Origin of the sequence: Rheinheimera sp., assembly GCF_037442525.1 — a bacterium.
Lineage (GTDB): Bacteria > Pseudomonadota > Gammaproteobacteria > Enterobacterales > Alteromonadaceae > Pararheinheimera.
The window spans coordinates 1-12,555 of record NZ_JBBIQD010000002.1 but is presented as its reverse complement, the minus strand read 5'-3'; the positions used below and the strand labels follow the sequence as shown (position 1 = coordinate 12,555).

The 12,555-nt window shown below is 50.0% G+C and carries 11 protein-coding genes; 10 read left to right on the top strand and 1 reads right to left on the bottom strand.

Going from position 1 to position 12,555, the window contains the following annotated elements; all coding sequences use genetic code 11:
* Positions 1-62: 62 nt before the first annotated feature.
* Positions 63-1,214, bottom strand: coding sequence for a methionine adenosyltransferase (gene metK, locus WKJ03_RS04195; RefSeq protein ID WP_337840910.1), 1,152 nt, complete (start codon positions 1,212-1,214; stop codon positions 63-65).
* 378 nt (positions 1,215-1,592) lie between these two features.
* On the opposite strand from metK, the gene tkt reads away from it, so the two are divergent.
* The 10 genes from tkt (at position 1,593) to WKJ03_RS04145 (ending at position 12,257) form a co-directional block, all read left to right on the top strand.
* A complete protein-coding gene (gene tkt / locus WKJ03_RS04190) occupies positions 1,593-3,590 on the top strand; it encodes a transketolase (RefSeq protein ID WP_337840909.1) in 1,998 nt (665 codons plus the stop codon).
* 60 nt (positions 3,591-3,650) lie between these two features.
* Entirely contained in the window at positions 3,651-4,661 is a 1,011-nt protein-coding gene (epd, locus tag WKJ03_RS04185; protein ID WP_337840908.1) for an erythrose-4-phosphate dehydrogenase, read from the top strand.
* A gap of 33 nt (positions 4,662-4,694) precedes the next feature.
* Positions 4,695-5,873: a phosphoglycerate kinase gene (locus tag WKJ03_RS04180; RefSeq protein WP_337840907.1), complete on the top strand. Its 1,179-nt coding sequence runs from the start codon at positions 4,695-4,697 to the stop codon at positions 5,871-5,873.
* Positions 5,874-5,976: 103 nt separating this feature from the next.
* Entirely contained in the window at positions 5,977-7,041 is a 1,065-nt protein-coding gene (gene fba, locus WKJ03_RS04175) for a class II fructose-bisphosphate aldolase (RefSeq protein ID WP_337840906.1), read from the top strand.
* 42 nt (positions 7,042-7,083) lie between these two features.
* Positions 7,084-8,055, top strand: a complete 972-nt coding sequence (locus tag WKJ03_RS04170; RefSeq protein ID WP_337840905.1) for a DUF3450 domain-containing protein — start codon at positions 7,084-7,086, stop codon at positions 8,053-8,055.
* A 6-nt stretch (positions 8,056-8,061) separates the two neighbouring features.
* Positions 8,062-9,426 carry a MotA/TolQ/ExbB proton channel family protein gene (locus WKJ03_RS04165; RefSeq protein ID WP_337840904.1) on the top strand — a complete coding sequence of 455 codons (1,365 nt, stop codon included), beginning with the start codon at positions 8,062-8,064 and terminating at the stop codon, positions 9,424-9,426.
* On the top strand, positions 9,426-9,950 hold the full coding sequence (locus WKJ03_RS04160; RefSeq protein ID WP_337840903.1) for a MotA/TolQ/ExbB proton channel family protein: 525 nt from the start codon (positions 9,426-9,428) through the stop codon (positions 9,948-9,950). Before WKJ03_RS04165 ends, WKJ03_RS04160 begins: the two co-directional genes overlap by 1 nt.
* Positions 9,951-9,963: 13 nt before the next feature.
* Positions 9,964-10,365, top strand: a complete 402-nt coding sequence (locus WKJ03_RS04155) for a biopolymer transporter ExbD (protein WP_337840902.1) — start codon at positions 9,964-9,966, stop codon at positions 10,363-10,365.
* 1 nt (position 10,366) lies between these two features.
* Positions 10,367-10,987, top strand: coding sequence for an energy transducer TonB (locus tag WKJ03_RS04150; RefSeq protein ID WP_337840901.1), 621 nt, complete (start codon positions 10,367-10,369; stop codon positions 10,985-10,987).
* 4 nt (positions 10,988-10,991) lie between these two features.
* On the top strand, positions 10,992-12,257 hold the full coding sequence (locus WKJ03_RS04145; RefSeq protein WP_337840900.1) for a tetratricopeptide repeat protein: 1,266 nt from the start codon (positions 10,992-10,994) through the stop codon (positions 12,255-12,257).
* The last annotated feature ends 298 nt before the right edge of the window (positions 12,258-12,555 follow it).

The window sequence follows — 12,555 nt, the reverse complement described above, 5'->3', positions numbered from 1 at the left end:
TCTCTGAAACAGCGAAAATAACAAAGGGAGCCGAAGCTCCCTTTAGGTGGATGCTGGTGCTATTACAGACCGGCGTCGGCGCGTAATGCGTCCGCTTTATTGGTTTGCTCCCACGGGAACTCGTTACGGCCAAAGTGACCGTAAGCTGCGGTGCCTTTGTAGATGGGGCGCTCCAGGTCCAGCATTTCGATCAGGCCATAAGGGCGCAGGTCAAAGTGACGGCGCACTAATGCAATCAGCTGCTCTTCACTCAGTTGGCTGGTGCCAAAGGTTTCCACACTGATGGAGGTTGGGTCAGCCACACCAATGGCATAAGACACCTGAATTTCACAGCGGTCTGCCAGGCCTGCGGCCACAATGTTTTTCGCCACATAACGGGCGGCGTAAGCCGCAGAGCGGTCCACTTTTGACGGGTCTTTACCAGAAAACGCACCGCCACCGTGACGGGCCATACCACCGTAAGTGTCGACGATGATTTTACGGCCGGTCAGACCACAGTCGCCCATAGGGCCACCAATCACAAAACGGCCAGTCGGGTTAATAAAATACTTGGTGTTGCTGGTCAGCCATTCAGCAGGCAGTACCGGCTTGATAACGTGTTCCATCACTGCTTCACGCAGATCGGCCGTTGAGATGGTGTCGCAGTGCTGAGTGGACAGGACCACCGCATCAATACCGACTGGCTTGCCATCTTCGTAGACAAAGCTCAGCTGTGATTTCGCGTCCGGACGTAACCAGGGCAGGGTGCCGTCTTTACGCACTTTGGCCTGTTGCTGCACCAGACGGTGAGAATAGGTAATAGGAGCCGGCATTAACACGTCCGTTTCGTTACTGGCGTAACCGAACATCAGTCCCTGGTCGCCAGCACCTTGTTCACGTGGGTCTTTTTTATCGACACCCTGGTTAATGTCCGGAGACTGTTTGCCGATGGCGCTTAATACGGCGCAGGAGTTGGCGTCAAAACCCATATCGGAGTGAACATAGCCGATGTCACGAATGGTGCTGCGGGTCAGTTCTTCAATATCAACCCAGGCGGATGTGGTGATTTCACCACCCACTAACACCATGCCTGTCTTGACGAAAGATTCGCAGGCAACACGGGCTTTTGGATCTTGTTCCAGAATTGCATCCAGTACCGCGTCAGAAATTTGATCGGCAATTTTATCCGGATGTCCTTCAGAAACAGATTCAGAGGTAAAAATGTGTTGTGCCATTTACGTTTTCCACATGTTGGTTGTTAATGCGCCAGGGCGCTGTATTTTGGGGCGGCTATTCTAGAGAAAGCTCAGGCTGAATTCTAGCTTTTTTTGCCACCCGGACGTCTTTCATGCTAAATGTCTCTTTATATCGCCTTCAGGCTGGAAAACTCCAGTTGTGCGGGGATTTATATTTGCGCTTTGGAAGTGGCTCTGTGAAAATACCGCCAGCTTTGGGCTTCCATGTAAAAAAACAGAAGTCATATAAAAAAACAGAAATGAACCCATCAAACTGCCAGTGCACACTCAGATCGCTTTTACAGAGCAGTACAATTTTTATATGAATTTCAGCCCCCTTGGATCAAAGTGAACACAGATAAGATAGCAGGAGAGAAGATGCCGTCTCGCAAACAACTGGCCAATGCCATTCGTGCTTTGAGTATGGACGCAGTACAAAAAGCGAAATCAGGTCACCCGGGCGCCCCTATGGGCATGGCCGACATTGCCGAAGTGTTATGGCGGGATTATCTGGTGCATAACCCACAAGACCCCAGCTGGCCAAACCGTGACCGCTTTGTTTTGTCCAATGGCCATGGTTCCATGTTGTTGTATTCCCTGCTGCATTTATCAGGTTACGACCTGTCAATTGATGATTTAAAACAATTCCGTCAGTTGCACTCCAGAACACCGGGTCACCCGGAATATGGGTATGCACCAGGTGTGGAAACGACGACAGGTCCGTTAGGGCAGGGTATTACCAATGCGGTGGGCATGGCGATCGCTGAAAAAGCGCTGGCCGCTCAGTTTAACCGCGACGGTCATGCCATTGTTGACCACTACACCTATGCCTTTTTGGGTGACGGCTGTCTGATGGAAGGGGTGTCGCATGAAGCCTGCTCCTTAGCCGGCACCTTAGGACTGGGTAAGCTGATCGCCTTTTGGGACGACAATGGTATTTCCATTGACGGTCATGTTGAAGGCTGGTTTACCGACAACACGCCAGCTCGGTTTGAAGCCTATGGCTGGCATGTGATCCCGGCTGTCGATGGCCACAACGCCGATGCTGTGGCTGCTGCCATTGAACAAGCCCGTCAGGTCACAGACAAACCGACGCTGATCTGCTGCAAAACCGTGATTGGTTATGGCTCGCCAAACAAATCCGGTTCCCATGACTGCCATGGTGCGCCGCTGGGGGATGCCGAAATTGCCGCGTCGCGCGAGTTTTTGAAGTGGCCATACGCGCCCTTTGAAATCCCGGCTGAGATTTATGCGCACTGGGATGGCAAAACCAAAGGTGCGGCAGCCCAGCAAAGCTGGAATGCCAGATTTGCCGCTTATGCCGACGCCTACCCAGAGCTGGCGGCTGAACTGAAGCGCCGTACTGCGGGTGAGTTGCCAGTTGATTGGGCTGAAAAGTCTCAGGCTTATATTGAACAGTTGCAGGCGAACCCTCAGACCATTGCCAGCCGTAAAGCATCCCAAAATGCATTAAATGCCTTTGGCCCTTTATTACCGGAATTTATGGGCGGCTCGGCTGACCTGGCGGGCTCCAACCTGACGATTTGGTCAGGCTCCAAAGGTTTAACCAAAGACGATGCCAGTGGCAACTACGTATTCTACGGCGTACGCGAATTTGGTATGTCGGCCATTATGAACGGTATTGCCCTGCACGGTGGTTTTATCCCGTACGGTGCAACCTTCCTGATGTTTATGGAATATGCCCGCAACGCGGTGCGCATGGCAGCGCTGATGAAACAGCGGGTTATTTTTGTTTACACCCACGACTCCATTGGTCTGGGAGAAGATGGTCCGACCCACCAGCCGGTTGAACAGCTTGCATCACTGCGGGTGACCCCGAACCTGATGAACTGGCGTCCCTGTGATGCGGTGGAATCCGCCGTGGCCTGGCAGGCCGCCATTGAGCGCACTGAAGGACCAAGCACTCTGATCTTCACCCGGCAGAATCTGGTGCAGCAGCCTCGCACTGCGGAGCAGCTGGCGGCTGTGCGAAAAGGTGGCTATGTGCTGGTGGACTGCGATAAAGCGCCAGAGCTGGTGCTGATTGCGACAGGTTCAGAAGTGGAACTGGCAGTGCAGGCGCAAAAACAACTGGCGGCCAAAGGCCACCAGGTGCGGGTGGTGTCTATGCCCTCGACGGATGTGTTTGAAGCACAGGATGCTGCGTACCGTGAAGCTGTGTTACCTGCAGCCGTCACGAAACGTGTGGCGGTGGAAGCGGGTATCAAAGACAGCTGGTACAAGTATGTGGGACTGACAGGCAAAGTCATTGGCATGGACAGTTTTGGTGAATCCGCACCGGCTGAACAGTTGTTTGAATACTTTGGTATCACCACTGCAGCTGTGGTGGCCGCTGCTGAAGAGCTTCTGGCCTGAGGGCTGGTGTAAGGGGCATTCGTGCCCCTTTTGTATAGTTGAGGAGCCGGTTTTTCCAGCATGACAATTCGGGTTGCTATTAATGGCTTTGGCCGTATAGGTCGTAATATTCTGCGCGCACTTTATGAAAGTGGTCAGCAGCAGTGGGTGCAGGTGGTTGCCGTGAATGAACTGGCCGATGCCAGAGGCATAGCGCATTTACTGAAATACGATACCTCACATGGCCGTTTTGCTCACAAGGTGGAACTGGACGGGACCAGCCTGAAAGTGGATGGCCACAGCATCCGGCTTTTTGCCGAGGCCGATCCTGCTCAACTGCCCTGGGCTGAGCTTAATATTGATGTGGTACTGGAATGCACGGGTGTTTTTCACAGCCGTGATGACGCCTTGTTGCATCTGGCGGCAGGCGCTAAAAAGGTGCTGTTTTCGAACCCGGCCACAGCCGATATCGACGCCACTGTCATTTATGGGATCAATCAACATCTGCTGAATGACAGCATGACGGTTGTCTCTGCAGGCAGCTGCACCACCAATTGTATTGTGCCTGTGCTGCAAGTGCTGGATGATGCCTTTGGGGTGGAAAGTGGCACCATCACCACTATTCATGCGTCAATGCATGACCAACAGGTGATTGACGCTTATCACAGCGATTTACGCCGCACCCGTGCCGCCAGTCAGTCTATTATCCCGGTCGATACCAAATTGGCGCGTGGTATTGAACGCATACTGCCGCATCTGGCCGGACGTTTTGAAGCCATTGCCGTCCGGGTGCCGACGGTGAACGTGACCGCGATGGACTTAAGTGTGACCTTGCATAAGGATGTGGATATACATCAGGTAAATCAGGTGCTCCAACAAGCCAGTCTCGGCAGTCTGCAGGGGATCCTGGATTACACCGAAGAGCCTTTAGTTTCGGTTGATTTTAACCACGACCCACATTCCTGCATTGTCGATGGCTCGCAGACCCGGGTCAGTCATAAAAAATTAGTCAAATGTCTGGTCTGGTGTGACAACGAGTGGGGCTTTGCCAACCGGATGATCGACACCGCCAGAGCCATGATGAACAGTTAACTACAACAGAGTTCAAATCACAGGAGTTCGTCTATGTCCGTAATTAAAATGGCCGATTTGGATTTACAGGGAAAACGGGTGCTGATCCGTGAAGATCTGAATGTGCCGGTTAAAAATGGCAAAGTCAGTTCAGATGCTCGTCTGAAGGCCGCCATCCCCAGCATTGAACTGGCCTTGCAAAAAGGTGCCAGGGTGATGGTGTGCTCGCACCTGGGACGGCCGGATGAAGGTGTGTACGCTGAGGAATTTTCCATGGCGCCTGTGGTGGACTATCTGAATCAGGCGCTTTCTGTGCCAGTCCGCCTGGTGAAGGATTATCTCAACGGCGTTGAGGTCAAGGCTGGTGAAGTGGTGGTGTTTGAAAATGTGCGTTTTAACAAAGGTGAAGGCAAAAACGACGAAACACTGTCAAAACAACTGGCTGCTTTGTGTGATGTTTTTGTGATGGATGCCTTTGGTACCGCGCACCGGGCTCAGGCGACCACTCATGGTGTGGCTAAGTTTGCGCCTGTCGCTTGTGCAGGTCCGTTGCTGGCTGCTGAGCTTGATGCATTGGCGGCGGCGCTGAAAAACCCAAAACGTCCATTGGTGGCTATTGTTGGTGGTTCTAAGGTATCGACTAAACTGACGGTATTGGATTCCTTGTCAGGTATTGTTGATCAGCTGATTGTTGGCGGGGGTATCGCCAATACTTTTATTGCTGCTCAAGGTCATAATGTAGGGAAGTCACTGGTTGAAGTGGACTTAATTCCAGAAGCCAAACGTTTAATGGCACAGGCCGAAGCGCGTGGTGGTTTTATCCCGGTGCCAACCGATGTGGTGACAGGCAAAGCTTTTGCAGAAGACACGCCAGCGACCACCAAAGCAGTATCAGCCATTGACGCGGACGATATGGTGTTTGATATAGGCCCTGACAGCACCAGAGCGCTGGTCGATATCTTAAAAAATGCAGGTACCATTGTGTGGAATGGTCCAGTCGGTGTGTTTGAGTTTGCCAGCTTTGAAGCAGGCACCAAGGCGTTGTCCGAAGCTATTGCACAAAGTGATGCGTTTTCCATTGCCGGTGGTGGTGACACGCTGGCGGCAATTGATAAATATGAAGTAGCTGAAAAAATTTCATATATCTCTACAGGGGGAGGGGCCTTCCTTGAATTCCTTGAAGGGAAGACACTACCAGCGGTAGAGATACTGGAACAACGAGCAAAACAATAATTAACATTATCGGCAGCCAGGTCCGGGTATAACTTGATCATCTGAAGATGACGCCGGACTCTGCCATACCTTAACCCTTACCCTACAAAACAAGAGAGGATTTATGGCTCTGATCTCCATGCGTCAAATGCTGGACCATGCGGCCGAATATGGTTACGCGGTGCCGGCTTTTAACGTGAACAATCTCGAGCAGATGCGCGCCATTATGCTGGCCGCCGACGCGACAGACAGTCCGGTCATAGTGCAGGCATCGGCCGGCGCCCGTAAATATGCCGGAGCGCCATTTTTGCGTCATCTGATCCTGGCTGCAGTGGAGGAGTTCCCACATATCCCGGTGGTGATGCACCAGGATCACGGAACCTCGCCAGCAGTCTGTCAACGCGCGATGCAACTCGGCTTTTCCTCAGTGATGATGGACGGCTCGCTGCGGGAAGATGGCAAAACGCCAGCTGATTATGCCTACAACGTGGATGTAACCCGCCGTGTTGTAGAAATGGCGCACGCCTGTGGTGTGTCTGTGGAAGGCGAATTAGGCTGTCTTGGGTCACTGGAAACCGGTGCTGCCGGTGAAGAAGATGGTATTGGTGCTGACTGCGTGCTAAGCCATGACCAAATGCTGACCGATCCGGAAGAAGCGGCGCAGTTTGTGAAGGCAACGGGAGTGGATGCCTTAGCTATTGCTTGTGGTACATCACACGGCGCTTATAAGTTCAGCCGGCCACCGACAGGGGATATTCTGGCCATTGACCGGATCAAAGCGATCCACGCCCGTATTCCTAATACACATTTGGTGATGCACGGTTCGTCTTCGGTGCCACAGGACTGGCTGGCCATCATCAATGAATATGGTGGTGCTATTCCGGAAACTTACGGGGTTCCGGTGGAGCAAATTCAGGAAGGGATCAAACACGGTGTCCGTAAAATTAACATCGATACGGACTTGCGTTTAGCGTCGACTGGGGCGATTCGCCGTTTTATGGCGCAACACCCGGCAGAGTTTGACCCGCGTAAATATTTGCAGGAATCAGTCAAAGCAATGGCTGATATTTGTAAAGACCGTTATCAGGCGTTTGGTACCGCCGGTCACGCGTCAAAAATTAAAGCCATTTCTTTGGAAAAAATGGTCAGTATGTATGAGTCGGGTCAGCTGGCTCAGAACATAAAATAAGCAAAATGGTTAGTATGCCGTTAATGGAATAATTGCAACATTTTGCCAAGTCCGAACAAAGGGGAAAACAGCCTTTTTGTTGCAACAAAACTGTCACTGGGGATTGCCTTGGTTATATTGACAATCCGCGGTTTTGCTGCAATGATGCGGGCGGTTTACCCTTTAACCAGGTCATATTTTGTAACAAAAATGACCTTCCTAAAACAGGTTACGTTAATCAGCAATTATTGGTTGGGAACTATGTCTAACAATAACATTCGTAAGAGTCTGGTTGCCTCTGCTCTGTTCGGAGCATTCGCAATGGCCAGCACTTCAGTCGCCGCAGATCCACTGGTGGAATTGCACAAAGCCGGTCAGCAAAACATCCGTGCTGCAGTTCAGTCTCAAGAAAAAATCAACAACATTTTTGACCAAAGCCAGGAATTACTGGCCGAGTACCGTCAATTAGTTGAACAAACTGAAAACCTGAAAGTGTACAACGACCACGTTGCCCGTCTGGTTGCTGACCAGGATGCTTCTCTGGCATCTCTGGACAAACAAATTGGTACTATCGAAGGCACCAAACAAGGTATCGTTCCTCTGATGTACCGTATGATCGATACATTGGAAGCCTTTATCAAAGCGGATATGCCAATCGATCTGAACAAACGTTTAGAGCGCATTGAGCGTCTGCGTGCGGTGATGGCAAACTCATCAGTCAACACTTCTGAGCAATACCGTCTGGTATTGGAAGCTTACCAAATCGAAAAAGACCTGGGCACAGCTCTGGTTACTTACACTGACAAGCTGAATGCTGGCGGTCAGGAAATCACTGCAAACTACGTTTATGTTGGCCGTGTTGCGCTGTTAGCCATGTCTCTGGACGAAAAACACGCCTGGATGTGGAACAAAACATCTGGTCAGTGGGAAGAGTTAGGTCCTGAGTACCTGGATTCCACTAAAAAGGCAATTCGTGTAGCGGGTAAACAAGCTGCCCCAGAACTGTTAAAACTTCCAGTGATTGCAGCGGAGTAAGAATAAATGAAGAAAGTGTTTAAAGGTTTAATCGTTGCTGCTGCAGTAACCTTGTCTGCTGGCGTGTGCTTAACTGCCGCTGCTGACACCGCAAAACTGGATCAGCTGCTGGAACAAGTGAAAAAAGATCGTACTGCTGAAGGCCGTATCAATCAGCAACGCGAACAAGAGTTCCTGTCTGACCGTGCTGACAAGCAAGCTCTGCTGAATAAAGCAAAAGCTGAATTCTCTGCAGAAGAAGCCCGTGGCCGTAACCTGACCAAAGCTTTTGCTGACAACGAAACCAAGCTGGCTGCCAAAGAGCAGGAACTGGTAAACGCTCAGGGTACGCTGGGTGAAATGTTCGGTATCGTTCGTGGTGCAGCTACTGAAACTATCGGTGGTATCGCTACATCTAACATCAGCGCTCAGTACAAAGGCCGTGAAGACCTGCTGAAGAAACTGGCTGATGCGAAAGAACTGCCAACTATTGCTGAACTGGAAGAACTGTGGATCGCTCTGCAGACTGAAATGACTGAGTCAGCGAAAGTTGCTAAGTTCGAAGGCAGCGTAACTGCTCTGGACGGCAATGCAGCTCCAGCTCAAGTGACTCGTGTTGGTGCATTTAACCTGATCTCTGATATCGGTTACCTGGTATACAACGCAGATACCAAAGAAATGCAGCCTCTGGTGAAACAACCTGAGTCTTACATTGTTGCTGATGCACTGAACTTTAAAAATGCTTCTGCAGGCACTATTGCTCCGGTATATATCGACCCAACTGGCGGTAACTTGCTGCGTCTGAAAACTCAGGAAGCAACTCTGGAAGAGCAGTTCCACCAAGGTGGTACTCCAGGTTATGTCATCACAGTATTGCTGATTATCGGTCTGTTAATTGGTGCTGTCCGTTGGGCATCTCTGACTGCTGCTGGTGCGAAAATCAAATCTCAGCTGAAAAACGTTAACAACCCAACTGCGGATAACGCTTTGGGCCGTATCCTGAAAGTTTACCATGACAACAAAAACGTTGACGTGGAAAACCTGGAGCTGAAACTGGACGAAGCCATTATGCGCGAAACTCCGGCTATCGAAAAAGGCATTGGTATGCTGAAACTGATTGCTGCAGTCGGTCCTCTGCTGGGTCTGTTGGGTACAGTAGTTGGTATGATCGGTGCGTTCCAGGTGATTACGCTGCACGGTACTGGTGACCCGAAAATCATGGCTGGTCAGATTTCAATGGCGCTGGTAACTACAGTTCAGGGTCTGGTCTGTGCGCTGCCGCTGCTGTTTATCCACGCTCTGTTACAGAGCAAATCAAACTCAATCCTGCACATTCTGGATGAGCAAAGCGCTGGTATCATCGCTGCTCATGCGGAGAAGGAGAAAGCTTAATGCATGGCCTGATAGAGCTTTGGGAATCTGTCAGGGATTTTATCGCAACCGGCGGTGACGTACTTTATGTGGTTGCCGCAGTCCTCTTCATCATGTGGGTATTGATGATAGAGCGCTGGTGGTTTATCGCACGAGAGTATCCGGCCATGCGTGACAAGATCATTGCTGACTGGAACGCCCGTGAGGACACCACCTCTTGGTATGCGCACAAAATCCGTGACGCTTGGGTATCAGAAGCCAAAGTCCAACTGAATACACGTATGAATGTGATCAAAACTCTGGTAGCCGTCTGTCCTATGGTGGGGCTGCTGGGTACGGTCACAGGTATGATTGCTGTATTCGAAATTATGGCGATGGTTGGTACTGGTAACCCACGTTTGATGGCAGCTGGTATATCAATGGCAACAATTCCGACAATGGCCGGTATGGTTGCAGCATTATCAGGTGTGTTCGTAACGTCTAAATTGGAAGGTAAGGTGCGCACGGCCGTTCACGAGCTGGCGGACAGCATGCCTCATCATTGATAGAGAGTAATTTATGGCACGTAAAACTAGACGTGAAGCCGAAGAAGCAGCGATTGACTTAACGCCCATGCTGGACGTTGTATTTATCATGCTGATCTTCTTTATCGTAACCACTTCTTTCGTGAAAGAAGCAGGTATTGACGTAAACCGTCCAAAAGCCGCTCAGGCCACCAAAAAGCCATCAGCAACCATTTTCGTTGCGATCCGTGCTAACGGTGAGATCTGGTTGGATAAACGTGCGGTGGACGTTGAACGTGTAGGCGCAACAATTGAAAAGCTGTTAGCTGAGTCACCAACTGATACTGTAATAGTTCAGGCCGACAAAGAAGCGAAACACGGTGTAGTGGTTTCTGTAATGGACCAGATTAAACTGGCTGGTATCGATAAGATCTCTATTGCAGCATCGGAGAACTGATATGGTACGGTTATTACTATCACTGGTGCTTGGTGCGGTAATAACGTTTTTCCTGTACGTATTGATGGCATTCCTGATCGGCGGGGATGATATGTTCACCAATGCAAAGAAGGAACAAATCGTTATTGAGATCAACACGACGCCACCTGAGTCAAAAGCTCAGACCCGGCAGCGTGTTCCGCCACCACCACCACCACCACCGCCGCAGCCACCTAAGGCTCCGGTAGCGGAACCTAACCAGTCAAATACTGGTGGTGCTATTGCCTTCAACATGCCTTCAGTGGATGTTGGTGGTGCCAGCACTGGTTTAGGTGACCCTTCATCAGCAATGATGCGGGATGGTGATGCGACTCCGATTGTTCGTATCGAACCTAAGTACCCTGTGCAGGCTGCACGTGACGGTATTCAGGGCTGGGTAAAAATGCGTTTTACCATTCTTGAGGATGGTAGCGTCGGTGAAGTTGAAGTCGTTGATGCTGACCCGAAACGTGTATTTGACCGTGAAGCGATCCGCGCACTGAAACGCTGGAAGTACACTCCGAAAGTGGTGAACGGTAAAGCGGTTCAACAGCCTGGTATCGTTGTGCAGTTGGACTTCTCTTTAGATCAGAGTGGAGGTTAATCGGATGAAAAAATTAACATCTATTGCTTCAGCTCTTGTGGTGATGACAGCTTTTGGCATCACCACCTTTGGAAGTTATGCTGTTGCAGCTCCGGATTTTGCCAAAATTGAAGCCCGGAAGAACCAAAAGTCTCAGGCTGTTGGTGAAAAAGTAGGTAAGGCTATAGGTAAAGCCTATGAGCTTTATGGCCAGGAAAAACTGAATGAAGCTATCGCCGCCTTAAACGGTGTTGAGAGCAGCAATACCTTTGATCAGGCTTATCTGAATCGTTTCCTTGGTAACATGTGGGCGACCAAAGATGAGAAAAAAGCGATTGGCTACTTACAGAAAGCCGTCGCACCTGACGTACTGGGTTTTACTGATCATGCGGCTGCATTACGCCTGTTGGCGGACTTGCAGTTAAGCGACAAGCAGTTTAATCAGGCTATCAAAACTTATAACCAGTGGTTAGATTTTACTGGTGAAAAAGATGGCAACGTCTACTTACGTATTGCCAGCGCTTATATGGAAACCAAGCAGTATGCCAAAGTGATTGAGCCAGCTGATCTGGCGATTGCTGCGCAAGATCCTGCGAAGCCAAATGCCGGTCCATATACATTGAAGTTCTCAGCTTATTATGAGTTGAAGAACAACAAAAAAGCGATTGAAGTGCTGGAAACTACCGTCAAGTTGTTCCCAAGCGAAAAACGCTGGTGGACATATCTGGCTCAGTTTTACAGCCTGGAAGAGCAGTACGAAAAAGCATTGGTAACGTTGGAAGTGGCTAACAAGCAAGGCATGTTAGAAACTGAAAACGAATACAAGCTGTTAGCTCAGTTGTATGCCAATGCAAACGTTCCATACAAAGCGGCCAGTATTCTGGAAAAGCATGTGAAGTCAGGCCTGATCAAAAAGGAAAAGAATATCCTGAACAGCATGGCCAGTTCATTCCAGAACTCACGCGATATGGTAAAAGCGGCACAGTACTATGGTGAATCAGCCAAACTGGACAACGATGGGGATGCTTATCGTCGTCAGGGCTCTTCATTAATCCTGGCAGAAAAATACTCTGAAGCAGTGACGGCGTTAAATAACGCCATCAATGCCGGAGTGAAAAACCAGGGTCAAGTGTACTTAAGTCTGGTTGAAGCTTATTTCTATCAGAATAAGTTCCGCGAAGCTTATCAGGCTGTACAAAAAGTTAAGTCTGATAGCAAGCTGGGCCGTCAGGCAGCTGCTTGGGAGTCTTACATTAAAGAGCGTGCCTCGAAAAAAGGCATCAACCTGTAAGTCCTTCTCACTAAAAAGCCCCGCTAAGCGGGGTTTTTTTATGGCTGTAAGCAGCTGTTCTTACCAAATAGGCATGCAGGCACATCTGTGTTTTTCATGAGAATTGGCCAACAAATTTGCAGTTAGTTTAAAAAACATCCGAACGATCAAGGTGTTCTAAAAAACTGTTGACACTACTGGCACCTCCCCCTAGAATTCGCAGCGTCTTGTGGGGGATTGCAGTAACGCAGAAGCCACGACTGGTGTGGGGCTATAGCTCAGCTGGGAGAGCGCTTGCATGGCATGCAAGAGGTCAGCG